Here is a 22302-nt window from a genome sequence, read left to right on the forward strand (position 1 = left end):
CTTAGTCGTTGCTTGGCTTGTTCACCGCTTGCAGGACGTACTGCGGCAAGGCGAAGGCGCCGAGGTGGATTTCCGGGTTGTAGTAGCGGGTGACGATGCCGCTGCCGGCGAAGCGCTGTTGCAGGGTTTCGCGAGACAGTTTGCGGTAGGCGGTGTTGGTCGCGCCCCAGGCGAAGGTCATCGAACCGCCGATGTAGGTCGGGACTGCCGCCTGGTAGAAGTGCCAGTCCGGAAACAGGCTGCGCAGGCGTCCGGCGGTGGTTTTGACTTCCTCGATCTGCATGAACGGCGTGCCGTTCTGGGTCACCAGGATGCCGCCTTCGTTCAGGCAGCGGTGGCAGGCCTGGTAGAAGTTTTCCGAGAACAGCACTTCGCCCGGGCCGATCGGGTCGGTGGAGTCGGAAATGATCACGTCGAACTTTTCGGTGGTGGTGGCGACGAAACGCATGCCGTCGTCGATCACCAGGTTCAGCCGTGGATCCTCGAAGGCGCCTTTGGAGTGGTTCGGCAGGAATTCCTTGCACATGTCGACCACGGTGCCGTCGATCTCGACCATGGTGATGTGCTCGACGCTGCCGTGCTTGGCCACTTCACGCAGCATGCCGCCGTCACCGCCGCCGATGATCAGCACGCGCTTGGCGTGGCCGTGCGCCAGGATCGGCACGTGGGTGAGCATTTCGTGGTAGATGAATTCGTCGGCTTCGGTGGTCTGGATCACGCCGTCCAGTGCCATGACCCGGCCCATGCGCGGGTTTTCGAAGATCACCAGATGCTGGTGTTCGGTGCGCACTTCGTGCAGCAGTTTTTCCATGCGAAAACGCTGGCCGTAGCCTTCGTAGAGGGTTTCCAGGTACTCGCCGGTCGGGGTGGTGCTCATGGGAAGTGCTCCGATGAATGCGGGTGGCAACGGACGGTTACCCGCCCATGATGGCCAATCGATCCGCTCGATTGGCCGGGAAAGGCGCGCATTCTACGTTGCGGGAGATGACAGGTCGAACCTTCCTCAATCAGTTTTACGCAGAACAATGTGGGAGCGGGCTTGCTCGCGAATGCGGTAGATCAGCGAACTTCCGTAGCGACTGTCATGCGGTATTCGCGAGCAAACCCGCTCCCACAGGTTCAGTGTTTACACGGGGCTAGCGTGAGCGAATCAGATCCGCACATTCCCGCGCGGCCCGGCGATGGCCCAGATGATCAGGCCCAGCACTGGCAGGAGCAGGATCAACAAGACCCAGACGATCTTCATGCCGGTGGAGGCGCCACTTTTCAGCACGTTGATGATTGCCCAGATGTCCAGGGCAAGAATGATCAGCCCGATCAGGCCATTGAACGTGGAACCCATGGTGTCGCTCCCTAAGAGTGATATGCCCTCTTAGGATAGTCGGCCATCGGCAGGGTTCCGTTTTATTCGCTTAAACGTGGATCGCCACTTTCAAGGCTTCCAGTGCAGGCGCGGCGGCAATGCCGACCTCGGCGCACAACTCGAGCACCCGTGGGACGTCATTGCCATAGACCAGCACCACTTGCAGTTCGTCGTCGAGCAACTGGCTGAAGTTCATCAGCGTGTAGCCGCCGTTTTCCTTGTTCAGGCTGTCCATCTGCACCTGGATACGATTGAGCGCGGTCAGCGCCTCGGTCTTCGCCAGTTGTTTGGGCTTGATGTTGAACGTCACGTCGGGGCCGAACGAGGCGACGATCTGCGCGAACAGGTCCATATAGGTGTCGGCCTGGAACAGTACGGTGTCCGGCAGGCTGCCTACCACGACCCATTCGCCCAACGAAATCGGGAAGGAGTCGTCGTAGTTGATGTCCGGGTTGGCTGTCAGAAAAGCCTCTGGGTCGGCGTAGGCCTGAGCGGCTTCATCCGCCACCTTGAGGATTTCGTCTTCGCCCATGCACCCGGAGCTGATTTTGCTGATGAGTTCGACGAGTGCGGCTTTCATGGGGCGGCGTCCTGTAGCGAGGGAAATTCGAAGCCGCACAGGATAACGCATAAACCCTGTAAAGGCTGTGGAGCTGCGTCGATGTGAAGGTTGACGCATATCAAGATCCACGGCACGGTATAGGGCACAATGCTGGCACCTTGCCAATGCTGTTTCCGCTATCAGAGAAAACCTCCATGGGTGCCTGGATTAGCAATATCTCGCTGAAATACAAATTCTGGGCGGTGAATGCCGTCGCCTTCGTCACCACCTTGTTGCTGGTGCTGTACGCCGTGCAGCTCGAACAGCAGTCGCGCAGCCATGCGGCGCAAGCGTCCGCTCAGGCGCAGGCGCGCTTGATCGGCGCCTGGCCTGCGGGGCAAGCGCTGCCCAAGGATGCCAACCTGCTGGCGTTCAATCGCGGCCAGGCCCCGGTGTACAACGGTCAACCCTTGCAGGAACTGGCGGAGGCCAATGGCTGGGTCGAATTCCATTCGATGCCGCTGCTCGGTGACGACCCGTTGCTGGGCGCTGAGGTGCTCACCCGCACCGACGGTCAGCGCGTCGCGGTGATCGCGCACGGGCCGAGCCTGGTCCAGGTGTTCAGCGAGCGTTTCGTCAACTACGCAGCGGCGGTGTTCATCCTGATGCTGGCGATGCTCGGGGCTTCGCAATTGCTCATCCGCTTCCTGCTGAGCCAACTCAACACGTTGAAGGACGTGATGCTGCACGTTGAAAAAACCGGCGACCTGGCGGCACGCGTCCCGCTGTCATGCTCGGACGAAGTCGGGCAGATGGCGGGCGCGTTCAACGCCATGCAGGCCGGCTATCAACGCGTGGTCAACACCGTCGCCAACACGGCCCGGCAACTCGATGTCGGTGCGGCGCGCCTGGCGTCGAGCATGAACGAGGTGCAACACGGCATGCTCGGCCAGCAAAGTGAAACTGACCAGGCTGCCACGGCGATCAACGAAATGACCGCGACTGTCCATCACATCGCCCAGCACGCCGGCGCCACCCGCGACCTCTCGCAATCGGCCGATACCCTGGCCGGCAGCGGCCATGAAGTGGTCATGCGTGTGCAGAAGTCCATCGCCGGGTTATCTACCGGCGTGCAGCAGACGGCCGAAATGATCCAGCGCCTGGCCGAAGACAGCCAGAAGATCAACGGCGTGGTCAACGTGATTCACAGCATCGCCGAGCAAACCAACCTGTTGGCGTTGAATGCGGCCATCGAAGCGGCCCGGGCCGGGGAAATGGGTCGTGGCTTCGCGGTGGTCGCCGATGAGGTGCGCAACCTGGCCAAACGTGTGCAGATCTCGACCGACGAGATCACCTCGATGGTCTCGGCGCTGCAGGCCGGCACCCGGGATGCCGTGGATTTCATGCAGGAAAGCTCGTTCAAGGCCGACGATTGCGTGCAACAGGCGCAGGAAGCCGGTGCCGCGCTCGCGGAAATCACCGGCGCCGTGGCGCAGATGCGCGAAAGCAACACGCAGATCGCAGTGGCCGCGCAGCAGCAAAGCCAGGTGGCGGAAGAGATGAACCGCGCAGTGGTGGGTATTCGCGACGTCACCGAAAACACCGTGCAGCAGACCGTGAATTCGGCCACCACCAGTAATGAGCTGGCGGCGTTGGCCGGGGAGTTGAGCAAGGCGATTGGGCAGTTGAAGCTTTGAGTCCCTGCCCCTTCCCACTGTAGGAGCGAGCATGCTCGCGATGGTGGTGCGGGCACCGAGGGGTACCAGACAGCCAGCGTCATCGTTCACGACCATCGCGAGCATGCTCGCTCCTACAGGGGGCGAGACCGTTCAAACGGCTATCAGGGTAATAGCCATCCTTGATTCGCCGCCCCGCCCTGCCCCGCCTATCCTTGATCCTATATTCAACATGGATCGAGGATCGGCATCATGGGTAAACGTCACCCCAACCTTCCCACCTGGCAATGGCGCGCCTACCCCGGCAACCACCAACACCCGACCAATCTGGTGCTGCACCTGATTGCCGTGCCGCTGTTCATCGTCGCGTTTCTGTTGATGGTGTCGGGGGTGTTCAGCCTGAGCTTTGCGAACTTCGCGATTGGCGTCATCGGCCTGGTGGCGGCATTGGGCCTGCAACGTCACGGTCACAGCCTGGAGGCGCAGGCCTCCGAGCCGTTCAGCGATCGCAAGGACGCCGTGTCGCGTCTGCTGGTCGAACAGTTTCTGACCTTCCCGCGATTTTTCCTCAGCGGGGGCTGGTGGCGCGCCTGGCGTGAGCGCCACCGTCGCCACTGATCAGGCGAAAATCGTCACGGTCTGCCGGCTCATGGCGAGCAAGCGCCCGTCCGCGCTCCACAGGTTTGCCGCCGCGTGACCGTAACCGTCAGCGGCATGCTCGGTTTCAACCAGGTACTTGCACCAGTCCAGCGTGCTCAGTTCGACTACTGGCTGGACAAATTCGATGGTCCAGGTCAACGTGCTGCCCATTGCCACTTGGGTCAGGTGCGGCAGCAGCGATGGCGGCCAGGCGTCCACCAGCGCCAGCAGGTGCGATTCAGTCACCGCCTCTTCCTTCACGTCCCCACGCAAGCGCACCCATCCCCCCATCTCGCGGGACTTGTTGCCGCTGAACGGCAAGCCGCCAACGCTCCAGCGCATCGCCAGGTGGCGCATGAACTCCGGCGTCACGCCTTTGACGTAGGGCAGTTCCTGACAATCGTCCCAGTGCTTCATGTCGGGCGCGGGGTTGGCTGACACCGCCACTGCGGACGGGCGCGAGGCGCCGAAGCTTCCCTGCACCAACGTCACCACCTGCCCCTTCTGCAGGGCCCGCCCCAGTACCTGGCTGACCGCCTTGCCTTCGCGCAGCACCTCGACCTCGAAACTGACCGGCACCTCGGGCTCGACCGGCCCGACAAAGGTGATCGCCAGCGAACGTACCGGGCGATCTGCCGGTACGCGGGCGCGCATCGCTTCAAACTGCAAGGCCGCCACCAGGCCGCCGAAACTGGCCCGGCCCTGCGCCCATTCAGCGGGAATGGACAGCTCCAGCGGCTGGCGGCGGACAGCGTCGAGCAGATCGGAAAAGCGCATGAACACCTCGAGGTGCAGGAAAAAGGATCCAGGGATATTAACCAGCACCGAACAACGGCACAGCGCTTATTCCGGCCAAAGAGGCTGACAGATAGGCCGGAAATGTCAGCACGCAATCCCTGTGGGAGCGGGCTTGCTCGCGAAAGCGGAGTATCTGCCGACCTATTCATTGGCTGACTCTCCGCCTTCGCGAGCAAGCCCGCTGCCACAGGTATCAGCGCTACTCAACCCTTCAGTGATCAGTGCACTCAGGATTTGAAACAGGCGACGCTGAGTTTGTCGAGCACCCGATCGGCGCGGGCCTCGGCCTTGGCCATGGTGGTTTTCCACACGGCCACGCAAGGTTGCAGATCAGCTTCTTCCTTGGCCCGGGCCAGCCATTGCCAGGCATCGTGCCAATCACCGAGGGCTGACTGGGCTGATTTGAGCCTGGGCAACGCCGGTTCCGGCAGACGGTCGAGTTCCGGATAGGCTTCGATGCCGTAGCGCACGCGTTTGATCAGCAGCCGCAGACGGTGGCGATCATGGGCGGGATCGTGCAGCGCCTGATCGAGTTTCTTCCACTGTTTGGCCAGACGCTTCTCGATGCGCTTGCGCAGCCCCTTGAGCAGGCCATGACGCTGGGCGGCCCGCAAGAAGCGCGGAAAGGCGTCGAGCACCATCAGCAACTGCACCAGCTCGGCACTGGCCGCGACCTGTGGATAGGCCACCTCCATCTGCGCCATGCGCCGCTGCGCGGCCTCCGGTTGGTTGTGCTTGAGCAAGTACGCTGCCAGCACTTCGCGGTCGCGCAATGGCGTGGTCAGGTCACCGACCCGCGACGCCGCCGCTTCCAGTTGCTCGACCCCGGGCAAGCCGCGCAATGGCCGCAGCAGGCTGCGCAAGCGGCGAACGGTGGTGCGCAGGTCGTGCAGCGCTTCAGGATCGGTGCGGGCCTGCAAACGAGCCTGGCAGGCCAACACGCGCACTTCAAGACCCAACACATGGGCCACCAACCGATCAACCAAAGCGGACATCGTTTCTTTCCCCCGAATCGAATGCGGATGCCTGCATCATGCCTCAACGGCCAGCGCGGGACTCACGAATATAGAATCGCGCCTTTTCGGCCTTGCTGGTGCAGCCCTCGTAGGCTTCGAACTGCTGCTGGGTCTTGGCGCCCGTCAGCAGCGACAGGGCCTTGGAATAGCTGACCGTGCCGGCGAAACCTTCGGCCTTGGCCAGGTCCAGCTCATGCCAGGCGGCATCGATCTGGCTGCCGCAGCTTTCACGATAGGCCGTTTTACCGGCGCATCCGGCAAGGGTCAGGGCAATCAAAGGCACACAGATCCAGGCTTTCATCACTCACACCTCAACATTGGGTAAACAGTCGTGCAGGTAAGACGGTGCCGCGCGAAAAAAGTGCCTTGGCCCCGCCGTGGAAACTCCAGCGATGGCAAGAATAACCATCTGCAGCGCTGTCCTGTCGAAAAAACGACGCGTTCAGCGTATGGAGCGACTTCGACGATTGAAGCGTGCCCCTCGTTGGGTGCATTGTTGAACCTTGTCAGACGAGGTCGATTCATGAAAAAACGCGTCGCACTGGTACTGGGCTCGGGGGGAGCGCGAGGTTATGCCCACATCGGCGTCATCGAGGAGATCGAGCGGCGCGGCTACGACATCGCCTGTGTCGCCGGTTGTTCGATGGGGGCAGTGGTCGGCGGGATTTATTGCGCGGGCAAACTGGACGAATACCGCAACTGGATCGAGAGCCTGGACTACCTCGATGTGTTGCGCCTGGTGGATGTCAGCTTTCGCCTCGGTGCGATACGCGGGGAGAAAGTGTTCGGCCAGATCCGCAAGATCGTCGGCGAGATCAACATCGAGGAACTGCGCATTCCCTACACGGCGGTGGCCGCCGACCTGACCAACCAGCAGGAAATCTGGTTCCAGGAGGGCTGTCTGCACCAGGCGATGCGCGCCTCCGCCGCGATTCCCAGCCTGTTCACCCCGGTCATGCAGGGCAACCGCATGCTGGTGGATGGCGGCATCCTCAATCCGTTGCCGATCGTGCCGGTGGTGTCGAGCCATTGCGACCTGATCATCGCGGTCAACCTCAACTCCACCAACCAGCGACATTATCAACTGCCGGTGATCCAGCGCCCGGCAGCGTTCAAGAGCCGCTTCGACCGGCTGGTGAATTCTCTAGGCTCGAAAATGCCTTTTCGCCGTTCACAGGCCGAACAACTGTTGAAGCTGGAGCAGGAAGCGTTGAGGGCGGCTGCGGCGGAGATCAACCCCTGGATCGAGTCCGCCGAACCCGAAGCCCAGCAACCGGCCGCCGCCCCCGAACGCCCCGGCGCGCCGAAGTCGGCGACCGGTTCGTTCATCATCGACAACGTCGGGCCGGCGTCCCTGCTGGACTTGATCAACCAGAGTTTCGAAGTGATGCAGACGTCATTGGCACAGTACAAGATCGCCGGTTACCCGCCGGACATCCTGATCAACGTGCCCAAGCGCGTGTGCCGATTTTTCGAGTTTTACAAGGCACCGGAGCTGATCGCCCTGGGGCGCGAGATTGCGCGGGATACGCTGGATCGGTATGAGAGTGAGCGGGAGGCCTGAGGATTGTGCGGTGGCTGTACCGGCCTCTTCGTCGGAATGCCGCCCAGACCAAGCCCGCCCCCACAGTATTTTTCAGTGTTCTCACCATCGCATGAACATCGCTAAAACCTGTGGGAGCGGGCTTGCTCGCGAAGAGGCCGGTACAGTCACCATGGAAATCCAAGGTTACCCCTGCCCCAACAACCGATACCCTACCCCCGCCTCCGTCACGATGAACCTCGGCCGGGTCGGGTCATCCGCCAGCTTCTGCCGCAGATGCCCGACCACGATTCGCAGGTAATGGCTGTCTTCGGTGTGGGTCGGCCCCCAGATCTCCTTGAGCAACTGTTGCTGGGTGATCACCCGTCCCGGGTGCCGCGCCAGTTGTGCCAGCACCGCGTACTCCTTGCGGGTCAGCGCCACCTCCACGCCGTCGAGCAGCACCCGGCGATAGGCCAGGTCCACGGTCAACGGACCAAAGCTCAGCGCCGCCTGCTGGGCCTCGCCCACCGGCGCCTGGCGCAACAGGGCACGTACCCGGGCGAGAAATTCCTGGATTCCGAACGGCTTGGTCACGTAGTCGTTCGCGCCGCCATCGAGGGCTTCGACTTTCTGCCCTTCGCTGGCCCGAACGGAGAGCACCAGCACCGGTACCGTCGACCATTCACGGAACTCGCGCAGCACTTGCTGGCCGTCCATGTCGGGCAGGCCGAGATCCAGCACCAGCAGGTCCGGTTTGCTCAGCGCGGCTTGCGCCAGGCCTTCGGTGCCTGTGCCGGCCTCCAGCACTTTGTAGCCTTGAGAGGCGAGGCTGATGCGCAGGAATTTGCGGATCTGCGGTTCGTCGTCGATGACCAGGATGGTCGTGGTCTGGCTCATGGTCTGCGGTCGCGGGATGGAGAATGGCAAAGGGTATCAGGCTTCACGTTCATTGCTCAGCTCTCGCTTTCTTCGGCAGGCTGTTCCTGCAAAGGCAAGTGCAGTGTGATGCAGGTGCCACACCCGTCGATGCCGTCGCCGACACTGATGCGTCCGCCATGGGCGCCGACCATGCCCTGACAGATCGCCAGCCCAAGCCCGGTGCCCTGCCCGCCCCGATCACCACGGGCGGCGGTGTAGAACATGTCGAAAATCTTCGCCCGTTCCGCCTCGGGGATCCCCGGCCCTTCATCACTGACCGCAAAAAACAGCTCGTTGTGATCCACGCCGGCGCGCAGTTGCAGCCGTCCATGAAGGGGTGAAAAGCGGGCGGCGTTTTCGAGCACGTTGACCAATGCCTGCTCGATCAGCGCTGCGTGGACGAACAGCAGCGGCAATTGCGCCGGGACCTCGGTGCTGACCTGCAACGGCGCCAGCACCGCCCGCAGGCGATTGAGCGCGCTGCCGACGATGTCGGCCGGCGCCACCCAGTCCCGCGCCAGCTTCAACGCGCCATGTCCGAGTCGCGTCATGTCCAGCAGATTCTGGATGTAGCGATCCAGGCGTTCGGCTTCATCACGCGTGCCTTCAAGCAGATCGCGGCGGTCTTCCAGCGGGATCGCCTCGCCAAGCGCCAGCAGGCTGTCGATGCTGCCGCGCATGGCGGTCAGCGGTGTACGCAGATCGTGCGACACCGAGGCCAGCAAGGCGCTGCGCAGTTGTTCGGTCTCACCGTGCAGCCGCGCCGCCTCCAGGTCCTCGGCCAATTGTGCACGGGCCAAGGCCTGGGCCAGGGGCTGACTCAGCGCGGTCAACAGTCGCCGACGCTGACCGCTCAAGACCTGGCCCTCTTTGGCACAGACACCGAGCAGCGCCAACGGTCCGTCGTCCACGGACAACGGCCACCACCACCAACGGCCGAACGGCAGCGTGCCGGTGCCGGCGCCCGCCGGTTGGTCGTGTTGCCAGGCCCAGTCGGCGGCAGCCCGCTCGGCCTCGGTGAATGGCAGCGGCCCACCGGTCTCGACTGTCCAGCCGACCTGGCCGTCACGGTTGAGCAGGCACACCTGCACATCGCTCCAGCCGTCGAGGTGCTGCGCGGCGGCGCTGACCACGGCCTGGCGGTCGGTGGCGGCGGTGAGCTTGCGCGACAGGTCGAGCAGTTCGCTGGTTTCCTCCTGGGTGTCGCGCAACGCCTGCAATTGCCGACGCTGGCGCGCCGCGAGGTTGCCGGTAAGCGCCGCCATCAGCAGAAAGAACAGCAAGGTCAGCACGTCTTCTTCGCGCTGGATGCTCAAGGAAAAATTCGGCGGTATGAACAGGAAATCGTAGGTCAGAAACGACAGTGCCGCGCAGACCAACGCCGGGCCGAGGCTGCTGCGCACCGCCACCAGCAACACGGCGGCGAGGAACACCAGGGAGATGTTCGGCAACGGCAGAACACTCGCCACGGCCCAGGCCAGGGCACTGGCCAGCAGCGTCGCGACCACCGCCAGCGCATAGTCGAACCACACCAGCGAGCGGGTCGAGCGCTGGCGGGGTTGATGCTGCGGGTGATCGCCGTCCAGGACGTTGATTTCCAGCCCGCGCGCATCGCGCAACAAGCGCGAGGCCAGCCCCCCGCCGAACATCCGTCGCCGCCAGCGTTGCCGCGACTGCCCGACCAGTACCAGGCTGGCGCGGCGTTCGGCGGCGTGCTGAATCAGGGTTTTCGCCACTTCACCGGCGCGCAGCAACACCACTTCGCCGCCCAGGCGCTCGGCCAGTTGTTGGGCACTTTGCAGGCGCAGGCGCGATTGCTCGTCGCGCACACGGCCGTTGTCCACATGCACCAGGCTCCACGGCAGATGTCGACGCTGGGCCACGCGACTGGCATGGCGCACCAGACGTTCGGCCTGGTCATCGCCATCGACGCCGACGAGCAGTCGACCACGCACCGCAGGGGCAGCCTGGCCCAGTTGGCGGTAACCCTGAGCCAGATCGTTATCGACCTGGGCCGCTGCCGTCTGCATCGCCAGTTCGCGCAGCGCAGTGAGGTTGGTCTGGGTGAAGAACGCATCGATGGCTGCCCGCGCCTGCTCCGGCACGTAGACCTTGCCATCGCGCAGACGCTCGAGCAATTCGCGCGGCGGCAGGTCGATCAGCAGCAGTTCGTAGGCTTCCTGCAGCACCCAGTCCGGCAAGGTTTCGCGGACCTGCACACCGGTGATGCCGCGCACCTGATCGTTCAGGCTCTCCAGGTGCTGGACGTTGACCGTGGTGAACACGTCGATGCCGGCGGCGAGCAGTTCCTGGATGTCCTGCCAGCGTTTGGCGTGGCGGCTGCCGGGGGCATTGCTGTGGGCCAGTTCGTCCACCAGCACCAGTTTTGGCTGCGCCTTCAGCAGGCCGTCGAGGTCCATTTCCTCGAGCATCACGCCACGGTATTCCGACCGCAGCAGTGGCTGTTGCGGCAAGCCGCCGAGCAGCGCTTCGGTTTCGGCACGGCCGTGGGTCTCGACGACGCCGGCGATGACTTTCACACCCTGGCGCAACTGGGTATGCGCCGCTTGCAGCATGGCGTAGGTCTTGCCGACGCCGGGCGCGGCACCAAGGAACACCTTGAGCCGACCACGGCCGTCGCGGGGCAAGTCTGCTAAGAGGGCGTCGGCGCGGCCGGAGTTGCTCATGCTGGGGGTCTCGTTTTTTCTGATGTTGATGTTGTGTCTTTGAGGCCGCCTTCGCGAGCAAGCCCGCTCCCACATGGATCGGTGTAGTTCACAAATGTTGTGTTGAACACTCACCCTGTGGGAGCGGGCTTGCTCGCGAAAAGGTCACCACCGATTTAAAGTTTTTCCAACGCCATGTTCAGCGCCAGCACATTCACCACCGGCGGCCCCACCAGCGGCTGTTCGATGTGCGCTTCCAGCAACTGTTGCAGCGTCGAGACCGGCAGATTCCGCGCGGCCGCGACACGCGCCAGTTGATAGGCAATCGCTGCCGGTGGCAAGTGCGGATCGAGGCCGCTGCCCGAGGTGGTCAGTTGCGCCAGCGGCACCGGCCCCTGCCCTGGCACCTGCAGTTTGTTGGCATCATCGATAACCCGGGTGGCCAGCGCCGGATTGCTGGGCGACAGGTTGCTTGCGCCGCTCGACACCGTGGCAAACGCACCGGCGGACGGCCGCGGATGGAACCAGGCATCACCGACAAAATCCTGGGCAATCAGCGACGAGCCACGCACCTTGCCGTCGGCGTCGCGCACCAGGCTGCCGTTGGCCTGATCGGGGAAGGCGACCTGGGCGACGCCGGTCACCACCAAGGGGTAGGCGACGCCAGTGATCAGGGTCATCAGCACCAAAAGGCTGAGGGCGGGACGGATCATTGTGGACATTTCAGATTCCTCGAGTTTTTAGGGGTACGCATTTCAACTGTCCTGATCAATCCCACGCGATGCGTGGGATACGCATTTTCATATGTAGGAGCGAGCATGCTCGCGATGGACGTCAACGATGACGCTGGCGGCCTGACACCCCACGGTGTCCTCTAGACCATCGCGAGCATGCTCGCTCCTACAGGGGGGTGTCAGACCAGGTGCAACGCCGTCAATAGCATGTCGATCGCCTTGATACCCACGAACGGCACCAGGATCCCGCCCAGGCCATAGATCAGCAGGTTGCGTCGCAACAATGCCGCCGCGTTCGCCGCCTGCACGCGAACACCGCGCAGGGCCAGTGGAATCAGCACCACGATGATCAGGGCGTTGAACACGATGGCTGACAGGATCGCGCTTTGCGGGCTGCTCAAATGCATGATGTTGAGCACGCCCAGTTGCGGATAGATCGAGGCGAACAAGGCCGGCAGGATCGCGAAGTACTTGGCCACGTCGTTGGCGATGGAGAACGTCGTCAACGCACCACGGGTCACCAGCAATTCCTTACCGATCTGCACCACATCCAGCAGCTTGGTGGGGTCGCTGTCGAGGTCGACCATGTTCGCCGCCTCGCGTGCCGCTTGCGTACCGTCGTTCATGGCCATGCCGACGTCCGCCTGGGCCAGGGCCGGCGCGTCGTTGGCACCGTCGCCGCACATGGCCACCAGTCGACCGTCGTTCTGCTCATGGCGAATGCGCGCCAGCTTCTTCTCCGGCGTGGCTTCGGCCAGTACGTCATCGACGCCCGCTTCGGCGGCGATGGCCGCTGCGGTCAACGGGTTGTCGCCGGTGACCATGACCGTGCGAATGCCTAGCTTGCGCAGCTCGGCGAAACGTTCACGAATGCCGGGCTTGACCACGTCCTTGAGGTGGATCGCCCCCAGCAGTTTGCCGTCTGCGCACACCAGCAACGGCGTGCCGCCGCTCTGGGCAATCTTGTCGATTTCACGGGACAGGGCGGGAGCCAGGTCGGCGCGCTTCTGGCCGACGAACGCCAGCAGCGAATCCACGGCACCCTTGCGATAGACGCGGCCGTGATAGTCGACCCCGGACAACCGCGTCTCGGCGCTGAAGGGTACGGCCGTCAGTACGTCGCTGGCAGGCTCGGCCTGGGGATGCAGGTTGCGCAGGTATTCGACGATGGATTTGCCTTCCGCCGTGTCATCGGCCAGCGAGGCGAACAACGCACCTTCGGCCAGCTCCTTGCCGGTCACGCCGGGCGCCGCATAAACCGCAGCGCAACGACGGTTACCGAAGGTGATGGTGCCGGTCTTGTCCAGCAGCAGCACGTGCACGTCCCCCGCTGCTTCCACGGCGCGGCCGGATTTGGCGATGACGTTCAGGCGCACCAGGCGGTCCATCCCGGCGATGCCGATGGCGGACAACAAGCCGCCGATGGTGGTCGGAATCAGCGTGACCAATAACGCCACCAGGAACACCAGCGGCAAGCTGCCGTTGGCGAAGTGGGCGAACGGTTGCAGGGTCACGACCACCAGCAGGAAGATCAGGGTCAGGCCGATCAGCAGGATGTCGAGCGCCACTTCGTTCGGGGTCTTCTGGCGTTTGGCGCCTTCGACCAGCGCAATCATGCGGTCCAGTGTCGACTCGCCAGGGTTGGCGGTGATGCGCACCAGCAGCCAGTCCGAGACCAGACGGGTGTTGCCGGTCACGGCGGAGCGGTCGCCGCCGGACTCGCGGATCACGGGGGCGGACTCACCGGTAATCGCCGCCTCGTTGACTGCCGCGATCCCTTCGATGACCTCACCGTCACCGGGGATCATTTCCCCGGCTTCCACGCGCACCACGTCACCCTTGCGCAAACGCGCGGCGGGGATCACTTCAAAGGCAGCATTGGCGGTCTTGCGCCGGGCGCTCAAGCCTTCGCTGCCGGCCTTGAGGCTGTCGGCGCGGGCCTTGCCGCGACCTTCGGCCAGGGCCTCGGCAAAGTTGGCGAAGAGCACGGTGAACCACAGCCACAGCGCGATCTGCGCGGCGACGAAGGTCGGCACCAGGCTGTCGGGAATGAAGCACAGCACGGTCGTCAGCACGGCGGTCAACTCGACCACCAGCATCACTGGCGCACGCTGCAATTGCCGTGGGTCGAGCTTGACGAAGGCTTGCACCAGCGCCGGACGCCACAGAGCGGAGATGGCGGTTTTCGGTTGTTCCGGGGCTTTGACGGCGACCGGTTTGGTTGCGGGCATATTCATCGATAACTCCTTAGAAGCCCATGCTCAGATGTTCAGCGATGGGACCCAGCGCCAGCGTCGGCAGGAAAGTCAGGCCGCCCACCAGCAAGATGGTCACGGTGAGCAGGGTCACGAACAGCGCGCCGTGGGTCGGGAAGCTGTTCTGGCCGATCGGCGCGGTTTTCTTCATCGCCAGGCTGCCGGCCAGCGCCAGCACCGGGAGGATGTAACCGAAGCGACCGATCAACATGCCCAGGCCCAGCATCAGGTTGTGGAAGGCGGTGTTGGCGCCAAAACCACCAAACGCCGAGCCGTTGTTGGCACTGGCCGAGGTGTAGGCGTAAAGCAGTTGGCTGAAACCATGAGCACCGGGGTTGCTCACCGACGCCACCGGACCCGGCAGGCTGGCGGCAATCGCGCCCAGCACCAGCACGCCCACCGGCATGACCAGCAAGGTCACCACCAGCAATTGCACTTCCCTGGCTTGCAGCTTCTTGCCGAGGTATTCCGGGGTGCGCCCGATCATCAACCCGGCGAGGAACACCGCGATCAACACGTTGAGCAACATGCCGTAGAGCCCGGCGCCGACACCGCCGAAGATCACTTCGCCGACCATCATGTTGACCAGCGCGACCATGCCGCTCAGCGGGTTGAGGCTGTCATGCATGGCATTGACCGACCCGTTGGACGCCGCTGTCGTCGTCACCGACCACAGCACCGTGGCGGTGGTGCCGAAGCGCGCTTCCTTGCCTTCCAGCGGTGCGGTCTGTTCGACGGCAACGTTGTTCAGCGCCGGGTTCGGCTGGTACTCGGCCCACAGCGCCGTCGCGCCGCCAATCAGGAACAACGCGAGCATGCAGGCGATGATCGCGCGGCTCTGGCGCAGGTCCTTGACGTAGTGACCGAAGGTGAACACCAAAGCAACCGGGATCAGGATGATCGACGCCACTTCGAACAGGTTGCTCCACGCCGTCGGATTCTCGAACGGGTGCGCCGAGTTGACGCCGAAGAAACCACCACCGTTGGTGCCCAGTTGCTTGATCGCAATCTGGCTGGCCGCCGGGCCGAGCGGGATGACCTGATCGACGCCCTGCATCGTCACGGCATTGACGTACTGGGCGAAGGTTTGCGGCACGCCCTGCCAGACCAGATACAACGCCAGCAAGAGGCACAGCGGCAGCAGGCCGTAGAGCGTGGCGCGGGTCATGTCGACCCAGAAATTGCCCAGGGTCTGGGCCGATTTGCGCCCGATCCCGCGACACAAGGCAACCAGCACCGCCAGGCCAGTGGCAGCGCTGACGAAGTTCTGCACAGTGAGACCGGCCATCTGGCTGAGGTAGCTGAGCGAGGCTTCGCCGCTGTAGGCCTGCCAGTTGGTGTTGGTCATGAAGCTGATGGCGGTGTTGAACGCCAGCGTCCACTCCTGCCCCGGCAGGTTTTGCGGGTTGAGCGGCAAGTGGTCCTGGAACAACAGGATCACGAACAACAGCAGGAAACCCGCGAAGTTGAAGGCGAGCAGGGCCAGGGTGTATTTCTGCCAACTCTGTTCGGCGTGCGGATCGACGCCGGCCACCCGGTAGCAGCCCCGCTCTACCGGGCCGAGGATTGGCGTCAGCCAAGTGCGCTGGCCTTCCATGACCTTGTAATAGAAGCGCCCGAGGAACGGCGCCGGAACCAGCACAACGGCGAAGAAGGCCAGGATCAGCCAATAGTCATAACTGTGCATAGCCGCTCCTAGTTCCGGTCCGCGCGCAACAGCGCAACCAACAGATAAATGAACAGCCCCACTGCCAGCAGCAGTGACACTCCGTCCAGAACGCTCATCGAAGTTCTCCGTGTAACGGCGTATTGCCGCGTGTGGAGTCATTGTCGGGAGGGAGGCTGTAAAGGAACGAGATCGAGGGGGATGGCGGGGCGTAAAGAAGCTGTAAAGAGTGGGTTTATGGTTTGGTTACAGTGGTGTCTGGACAGTCCCCATCGCTGACAAGCCCGCTCCCACAAGGGTTTGTCTGCGCCGCTTGAACTGGGGGAGCGGGCTTGCTCGCGAAGGCGGCAGCCCCCTCACCACTGCCCTCAACTGATGCACAAATCGCCGACATCCGGCAGCGAACATCCTCGATACGACACATTTTGATACTTTACGACGGCCTTCACGACACTGGCACGTCCACTGCACACGCCCTCTCCCGAGCTTTCCAACCGTCCAGAGAGAAACGCATGAACACACAACTCAAACCCACGCTGGGCACGCTGCACCTGTGGGGCATCGCGGTCGGGCTGGTGATTTCCGGTGAATACTTCGGCTGGAGTTACGGCTGGGGCGTGGCGGGCACGCTCGGTTTCCTGGTGACGTCGCTGATGGTCGCCACGATGTACACCTGCTTCATCTTCAGTTTCACCGAACTGACCACCGCCATTCCCCATGCGGGGGGCCCATTTGCCTACAGTCGCCGGGCCTTCGGCGAGAAAGGCGGGTTGATCGCCGGGCTGGCGACACTGATCGAGTTCGTCTTCGCCCCACCCGCCATTGCCTTGGCCATCGGCGCCTATTTGAACGTGCAGTTTCCGGCGCTCGACCCGAAACACGCAGCGGTCGGCGCCTACATCGTGTTCATGACCCTGAACATTCTCGGGGTCAAACTCGCCGCCACCTTCGAACTGGTGGTCTGCGTCCTCGCTGTCGCCGAATTGCTGGTGTTCATGGGCGTGGTCGCTCCGGCCTTCAGCTTCAGCAACTTCGCCCTCAATGGCTGGGCGGGTTCCGATGTGTTCGGCGCACCGGCGATTGCCGGGATGTTTGCGGCGATTCCGTTCGCAATCTGGTTCTTCCTCGCCATCGAAGGCGCCGCCATGGCCGCCGAAGAAGCCAAGGACCCGAAACGCACGATTCCCAAAGCCTACATCAGCGGCATCCTGACCCTGGTGCTGCTCGCCATGGGCGTGATGTTCTTCGCCGGCGGCGTCGGCGACTGGCGCATCCTGTCGAACATCAACGACCCGCTGCCGCAGGCGATGAAAACCGTGGTTGGCGATAACTCCGGCTGGCTGCACATGCTGGTGTGGATCGGCCTGTTTGGGCTGGTCGCCAGTTTCCACGGGATCATCCTCGGCTACTCACGCCAGTTCTTCGCCCTCGCCCGCGCCGGTTACCTGCCCGCGTCCCTGGCCAAGCTGTCGCGGTTCCAGACGCCGCATCGGGCAATCATCGCCGGTGGCGCGGTCGGTATCGCCGCCATCTACAGCGACGGCCTGATCAACCTGGGCGGCATGACGCTGACCGCCGCAATGATCACCATGGCCGTATTCGGCGCCATCGTGATGTACATCATGAGCATGCTCAGCCTGTTCAAGCTGCGCAAAACCGAACCCAACCTGGAGCGCACCTTCCGCGCGCCCTGCTACCCGCTGCTGCCATTCATTGCGCTGGTGCTGGCGGTGGTGTGCCTGGTGGCGATGGCCTGGTTCAATGCGCTGATCGGGTTGATTTTCCTGGGGTTCATGGCCGTGGGTTTCCTGTACTTCATGTTGACCGGGCAATTGCGGGCGGATGCGCCGGCGGATGCGATGTTGACCGGGCTTTGACTGAGGGCAGGTGCAACCGGCAGATCAGGCATAGAATGGAACCACTGCGAAGATGAATCGCTCAAAGTGGTATGCACGATCGATGGGCGAAACCCGCCCATCGGCCTGCCCTCAAGGAGAGCCCTATGCCCTGGTATGCCTGGTTGATTCTGGTCGTTGCAATTGGCTCGATCGTCGGCGGCTTGATGATGCTCCGCGACACTGCCAACAAGGTCGAGTTGACCGATGAGCAGCGCAGGAAAGTCGCTGAACGCAATGCGCAGGCGGATGCCAAGGATGCGCAGGATCGGTGAATGACTCGCCCCCGCACGGATCTGCGGGAGCGAGGCAGCTCGCGAGCAGACAGGGTCAACCCTGCCAGCGCTTGAACAGTACGCTGGCATTCACCCCACCGAAACCGAAGCCATTGGACAACGCATACTCGATCGCCAGCGGTCGCGCCTGACCGTGAACAATGTCCACGCCCTGTGCGGCCGGGTCCGGATTTTCCAGGTTGAGCGTGGCCGGCACGATCTGGTCACGAATCGCCATCAGCGTGAAAATCGCCTCGATCCCCCCTGCTGCCCCGAGTAGATGTCCGGTAGCCGACTTGGTGGAGGTCACCGCAATCCCGTTGTCTGTACCGAACAACGACTTGATCGCCGCCAACTCGCCGAGATCCCCGACCGGCGTCGACGTCGCGTGAGCGTTGAGATGCTGAACCTGCCTCGCATCGATCCCTGCCTGAGCCAATGCCAGCGACATCGCCCGTCGTGCGCCACTGCCGTCCTCGGGACCGGCAGTCAGGTGATAAGCGTCGGCGCTGGTGCCGTAACCCACCAGCTCCGCCAAGGGCTTCGCCCCACGGGCCAAGGCATGCTCCAGCGATTCGATCACCAGAAGGCCGGCGCCCTCGCCCATCACAAAGCCATCACGGTCGCGGTCGAACGGGCGAGAGGCGCGCTCCGGCGTATCGTTGAAGCCGCTGGACAGGGCGCGAGCTGCGGCAAACCCGGCGAGGCTGACCCGATCGATCGCCGCTTCTGCACCACCGCACAACGCGATATCCGCTTCGCCAGAACGTATCAACCGCGCCGCATCGCCAATCGCCTGGACGCCTGCTGCGCACGCCGTGACCGGAGCACCGAGCGGCCCCCTGAAACCGTGCTGGATCGAAACATGACCGGCAGCCAGATTGACCAGGAATGAAGGAATGGTGAACGGCGACAAACGCCGAGGCCCGCGACTGTCCGTGGTGCGTACCGCATCGGCAATCGCGCCAAAACCACCCACCCCCGAACCGATGATGGTGGCCGTGCGTTCTTGCGCCTCAGGCGTTGGTGCATGCCAGCCGGCCTGCTCAATGGCCTGGCGAGCCGCTTCCATGGCAAACAGGATGAAGCGGTCCATCTTCTTCTGTTCTTTCGGTGGCGTTGCCAGGTCCGGGTCAAAACCCGCCTTAGCGTCATCGGCCACCGATGGCACCGAACCGCCGACCTTTGCCGGCAGATCGGCCACGACGTCATCTGGCAGATTCCTGATACCAGACTGTCCAGCCAGCAGGCGCGACCAGACCGCTTCAACACCACTGCCCAAGGGCGACACCAGCCCCATGCCCGTAACTACTATTCGACGGTCATTCATACCACTACGTCCTCAATTATTTGGATGCTTCACTTGTAGCGCGCAGCCGGTGTGCTCTTGGACAGGTTAGGCGCCATGACATGGCGTGCCTTGACGAAGGCGTCCCAGTCGGCAGCATCTGGCAGCGACGGAATGGTCACGAGCTCACCCTGGTCCAGACCGGATAACGCGGCATCGACCATCTCCCCCGCCTCCATGACCATGTCCGCCGGGATCTGGCTCGCGTCGATACCGGAACGCTCCCAGATTTCGGTACGGGTCACACCCGGCAACACCGCTTGCACCCTGACGCCAGTGCCGTCCAGTTCCGCGTTCAACGATTGGGACAGGCTCAACACATAAGCCTTGCTGGCGCTGTAGGTGGCGTTGAAGCGTTCGGGAAACAACGCAACCACCGAAGCTATGTTGATGATCGTGCCCCGCCCCGCCTTGGCGAAACCGGCGGCGGCAGCCGAGGCCAGGCGTGTGACAGTGGTGACGTTGAGCTGGATGAGTTTTTCCAGTTGGTCCAGGTCGGCGTTGGCCAGCAAACCATCCGAGGCCACGCCGGCGTTGTTCACCAGCAAGCTCAGGCTCGAATCGCTGCGCAGGCGCTGCTCGAGTTTGAGTACGTCGTCTTTTTGGGTGAGGTCGGCTTTGAGGACCTCGACCTGGACACCGTGCTCGGTGCGTAGCTTCTCCGCTGCCGTCTCCAACCGCTCCAAATCTCGAGCAACCAGCAGCAAATTGAGACCGCGTGCGGCCAGTCGGTCCGCGTAAATGGCGCCGATGCCGGAGGAGGCGCCGGTGATGAGGGCTGTGCCTTGGGGTTGTGCGGGGGTCATGGCGGTGCTCCGAAGGTAAATGAACGCGTGTGGAGTGCTGAACGAAGATCATGTGGCATAAAATTATACGCATAATTTATTTGAATATTACAAGCATAATTTTCCATCGCGACTGATACCTGGACCGCTCTGCTGGAAGACATCCTCTTCTGCCTTTCTGACCGCCAGCAATCTACGCCACGCTCAACGAAAGCCATCGAAAGCGTAGTCGATGGATGTGGGGAGCGTGTATTGAATGCATGCCGTCCAACGCGTAGAGGAGTGTTCCCGCGTTCGCTATTGATACAAATTCGTTGAAATAAATATTAAAAAATTTAACAGATACCAATTAAATCATACGAGCTTGCAGTGAAACATCGAATAAGCAAAAATCAAATTGCAAGTAAGCTCCATACATTTAATTAACATAGCGAATATTCCTACAACCCTTAGAGATATTCCCTGCATACAGAGCAAGCAATGATTACTTCTGCCCCCACACCGCATGGCAATGAATTCGAAGAAATCGAAATCAACGAAATATTAAGATGTGTCTGGAAACAAAGAGCAACCGTACTGCTATTTTCCAGCATCGGATTTTTAGCAGCACTGACCTATCTGTTTTTCACCATTCCAGTGTATGAAGTCAGCACGTCGATCAGGCCAGTTGGTGCCGCGAATCTCGATGAGTTGAATGGATCCAGCCTCTTCAAGATGAGTCCCCTGGAATCATTGCAGAGTGTTGGTTCTGCTATGGATTCTTATGACGTTCAGCTGAAGTTTTTCGCCAGCCATACGCAATACCTTAAGCCGCCTGCAGAGTCAGATGCACCAATTGAAAAGGCTTTTGAAGCTTTCAAAAAAGACAGCGCTCTTTCTATCAAACAGATTGACTCCACAAAAAGCTCAAGCTTGACAGACTCTATAGAACTGACCTTCAGGTATCCTGAGGGCATTGATGGGGTCGGGATCGTGAACGATTTCACAAACTTTGTGGTTGAAACGGAAAAGAACAAGATCGAATCAAACCTGAAAACTTTGATCAGCAACAGAATCGAAAAGATAGAAAAGGATATCGACCTCTATAAAATATCCTATGAAGCCAATTTAAATGCGGACATCGCCAAACTACTTGAACAGGACGAAATCAAAAAAAGAAACCTGCAAGACGAAATGGAGGCGCTCAGAAAGCAAGTGCAGACTCGTAGGCAAAATCGTATCAAGGAACTCGATGAGGCTATCTCGATTGCTAAACAGCTCGGAATCTCAAAACCTTCTACGCCCTCATCCCTGGCACAATTTGATAGCAATAAGGTGGGCAACACGATTCGCACCGAAGTCAACAACCAACACATTCCGCTATACTTCATGGGACAGTTAGCCTTGGAAGCTGAGCGTTCCGCTCTGACTGCACGTCGCTCAGACGACTTCACCGAACCCCGTATCGATCAGATACAGAAAGAACTAAACCTTCTGGCCAGAAACCGAGAAGTTGGGGCATTGAAGAATCGAGAAACCCCGGAATTGTTTATCAAGGGCATTAGAGATAGCCACGCTGACCTGGCAAGATTGAAAAATCTGGCGATCAATTTCAGCCAGTTGGAATTGGTACAAATAGATAAACCTGCCTCTGAGCCTCAATCATCTGTCAGACCTCGGAAGGGTTTCATCCTATCTCTAGGTCTTTTTCTCGGGTTCATTTTAGGTGGTGCGCTAGCATTGAGTCTGGGGCTTTACGAGCGCTATAAAAAAGATTAAACAATATGCCTAATTCTGAGAAACATCCAAAGGCCGGTCATTGACCGGCCTCTTACGCGATGAAGTCTTAATTTACTTCCAGCTTTTCACGGTTCTTATCAAGGATGGCCTTCCCGATACCCTTCACCTCCAGGAGTTCGTCCACTGAAGAAAAAGGACCGTTGGTTTCTCGATACATGACAATTGCCTTGGCCTTTGCCTCCCCCACGCCAGTTAGTTCACGCTGTAGCGTGGGGGCATCGGCACTATTGAGATCCACCTTCGCAGTGCTGGCCTGTAGAGAAGCCTCTATGACCGTAGGCGCAGGTTCAAGATCCTTGGCAATCGGCGCTGCAGTAGCTGCAGTAGCGGCCAGAGCAGTGCTTGTAAATAGTGCAAAAATAAGAGAAGAGAAAAAACCAGTACGCATAAGATCAAGCTCCATCATATCAATAAGGAAGCAGC

General features: G+C 61.4%; 21 protein-coding genes. 6 read left to right on the forward strand and 15 right to left on the reverse strand.

Annotated features, from left to right (window positions below; translation table 11 throughout):
* Position 1 precedes the first annotated feature (1 nt).
* From speE to QIW53_RS06170, 3 genes are all read right to left on the reverse strand, one after another.
* Positions 2 to 877, reverse strand: a complete 876-nt coding sequence (gene speE / locus QIW53_RS06160) for a polyamine aminopropyltransferase (RefSeq protein WP_371048754.1) — start codon at positions 875 to 877, stop codon at positions 2 to 4.
* Between the two features lie 273 nt (positions 878 to 1150).
* Entirely contained in the window at positions 1151 to 1342 is a 192-nt protein-coding gene (locus QIW53_RS06165; protein ID WP_028622263.1) for a PLDc N-terminal domain-containing protein, read from the reverse strand.
* Between the two features lie 70 nt (positions 1343 to 1412).
* Entirely contained in the window at positions 1413 to 1943 is a 531-nt protein-coding gene (locus tag QIW53_RS06170; RefSeq protein ID WP_371048755.1) for a hypothetical protein, read from the reverse strand.
* 176 nt (positions 1944 to 2119) lie between these two features.
* Between QIW53_RS06170 and QIW53_RS06175 the strand changes: the two genes are divergently transcribed.
* Both QIW53_RS06175 and QIW53_RS06180 read left to right on the forward strand, forming a co-directional pair.
* Complete coding sequence (locus QIW53_RS06175; protein WP_371048756.1) at positions 2120 to 3601, forward strand: methyl-accepting chemotaxis protein; 1482 nt, start codon at positions 2120 to 2122, stop codon at positions 3599 to 3601.
* A 231-nt stretch (positions 3602 to 3832) separates the two neighbouring features.
* Entirely contained in the window at positions 3833 to 4198 is a 366-nt protein-coding gene (locus tag QIW53_RS06180; protein ID WP_371048757.1) for a terminase, read from the forward strand.
* Here QIW53_RS06180 and QIW53_RS06185 read toward each other — a convergent pair whose 3' ends face one another.
* The 3 genes from QIW53_RS06185 to QIW53_RS06195 all read right to left on the reverse strand — a co-directional run bounded on the left by QIW53_RS06185 (position 4199) and on the right by QIW53_RS06195 (position 6334).
* Positions 4199 to 4996 (reverse strand): acyl-CoA thioesterase, encoded by a 798-nt coding sequence (locus QIW53_RS06185; RefSeq protein ID WP_371048759.1) that lies wholly within the window; start codon positions 4994 to 4996, stop codon positions 4199 to 4201.
* A 248-nt stretch (positions 4997 to 5244) separates the two neighbouring features.
* Positions 5245 to 6012: a CHAD domain-containing protein gene (locus tag QIW53_RS06190; protein WP_371048760.1), complete on the reverse strand. Its 768-nt coding sequence runs from the start codon at positions 6010 to 6012 to the stop codon at positions 5245 to 5247.
* 43 nt (positions 6013 to 6055) lie between these two features.
* The gene (locus tag QIW53_RS06195) at positions 6056 to 6334 is read right to left on the reverse strand and encodes a hypothetical protein (RefSeq protein WP_371048762.1); all 279 of its coding nucleotides are present in this window, start codon (positions 6332 to 6334) and stop codon (positions 6056 to 6058) included.
* 222 nt (positions 6335 to 6556) lie between these two features.
* Here QIW53_RS06195 and QIW53_RS06200 point away from each other — a divergent pair, with 222 nt between their 5' ends.
* Positions 6557 to 7597 (forward strand): patatin-like phospholipase family protein, encoded by a 1041-nt coding sequence (locus QIW53_RS06200; protein WP_371048763.1) that lies wholly within the window; start codon positions 6557 to 6559, stop codon positions 7595 to 7597.
* A gap of 165 nt (positions 7598 to 7762) precedes the next feature.
* Here QIW53_RS06200 and QIW53_RS06205 read toward each other — a convergent pair whose 3' ends face one another.
* From QIW53_RS06205 to kdpF, 6 genes are all read right to left on the reverse strand, one after another.
* Positions 7763 to 8455, reverse strand: coding sequence for a response regulator (locus tag QIW53_RS06205; RefSeq protein WP_371048765.1), 693 nt, complete (start codon positions 8453 to 8455; stop codon positions 7763 to 7765).
* 56 nt (positions 8456 to 8511) lie between these two features.
* Positions 8512 to 11163 (reverse strand): DUF4118 domain-containing protein, encoded by a 2652-nt coding sequence (locus QIW53_RS06210; protein ID WP_371048766.1) that lies wholly within the window; start codon positions 11161 to 11163, stop codon positions 8512 to 8514.
* Positions 11164 to 11318: 155 nt separating this feature from the next.
* Positions 11319 to 11864 carry a potassium-transporting ATPase subunit KdpC gene (kdpC, locus tag QIW53_RS06215; RefSeq protein WP_371048767.1) on the reverse strand — a complete coding sequence of 182 codons (546 nt, stop codon included), beginning with the start codon at positions 11862 to 11864 and terminating at the stop codon, positions 11319 to 11321.
* 191 nt (positions 11865 to 12055) lie between these two features.
* Entirely contained in the window at positions 12056 to 14113 is a 2058-nt protein-coding gene (gene kdpB, locus QIW53_RS06220; protein ID WP_371048768.1) for a potassium-transporting ATPase subunit KdpB, read from the reverse strand.
* Positions 14114 to 14123: 10 nt separating this feature from the next.
* Positions 14124 to 15818: a potassium-transporting ATPase subunit KdpA gene (gene kdpA / locus QIW53_RS06225; RefSeq protein WP_371048769.1), complete on the reverse strand. Its 1695-nt coding sequence runs from the start codon at positions 15816 to 15818 to the stop codon at positions 14124 to 14126.
* Positions 15819 to 15826: 8 nt separating this feature from the next.
* Positions 15827 to 15916, reverse strand: coding sequence for a K(+)-transporting ATPase subunit F (gene kdpF / locus QIW53_RS06230; protein ID WP_007899818.1), 90 nt, complete (start codon positions 15914 to 15916; stop codon positions 15827 to 15829).
* 393 nt (positions 15917 to 16309) lie between these two features.
* On the opposite strand from kdpF, the gene eat reads away from it, so the two are divergent.
* Both eat and QIW53_RS06240 read left to right on the forward strand, forming a co-directional pair.
* The gene (gene eat / locus QIW53_RS06235) at positions 16310 to 17674 is read left to right on the forward strand and encodes an ethanolamine permease (protein ID WP_371048770.1); all 1365 of its coding nucleotides are present in this window, start codon (positions 16310 to 16312) and stop codon (positions 17672 to 17674) included.
* A 125-nt stretch (positions 17675 to 17799) separates the two neighbouring features.
* On the forward strand, positions 17800 to 17967 hold the full coding sequence (locus tag QIW53_RS06240) for a DUF2897 family protein (protein WP_371048771.1): 168 nt from the start codon (positions 17800 to 17802) through the stop codon (positions 17965 to 17967).
* A gap of 55 nt (positions 17968 to 18022) precedes the next feature.
* Here the strand turns inward: QIW53_RS06240 and fabF are convergent, their stop codons facing one another.
* Both fabF and QIW53_RS06250 read right to left on the reverse strand, forming a co-directional pair.
* Positions 18023 to 19297: a beta-ketoacyl-ACP synthase II gene (fabF, locus tag QIW53_RS06245; RefSeq protein WP_371048772.1), complete on the reverse strand. Its 1275-nt coding sequence runs from the start codon at positions 19295 to 19297 to the stop codon at positions 18023 to 18025.
* A gap of 29 nt (positions 19298 to 19326) precedes the next feature.
* The gene (locus tag QIW53_RS06250; protein ID WP_371048773.1) at positions 19327 to 20121 is read right to left on the reverse strand and encodes an SDR family NAD(P)-dependent oxidoreductase; all 795 of its coding nucleotides are present in this window, start codon (positions 20119 to 20121) and stop codon (positions 19327 to 19329) included.
* Positions 20122 to 20580: 459 nt separating this feature from the next.
* Here QIW53_RS06250 and QIW53_RS06255 point away from each other — a divergent pair, with 459 nt between their 5' ends.
* Positions 20581 to 21858: a Wzz/FepE/Etk N-terminal domain-containing protein gene (locus QIW53_RS06255; RefSeq protein ID WP_371048774.1), complete on the forward strand. Its 1278-nt coding sequence runs from the start codon at positions 20581 to 20583 to the stop codon at positions 21856 to 21858.
* Between the two features lie 67 nt (positions 21859 to 21925).
* On the opposite strand, the gene QIW53_RS06260 is transcribed toward QIW53_RS06255, so the two are convergent.
* The gene (locus QIW53_RS06260) at positions 21926 to 22267 is read right to left on the reverse strand and encodes a ComEA family DNA-binding protein (RefSeq protein WP_371048775.1); all 342 of its coding nucleotides are present in this window, start codon (positions 22265 to 22267) and stop codon (positions 21926 to 21928) included.
* Positions 22268 to 22302 lie beyond the last annotated feature (35 nt).

The sequence above is a fragment of the Pseudomonas fluorescens genome, from assembly GCF_041354075.1.
Taxonomy (GTDB): domain Bacteria; phylum Pseudomonadota; class Gammaproteobacteria; order Pseudomonadales; family Pseudomonadaceae; genus Aquipseudomonas; species Aquipseudomonas fluorescens_CE.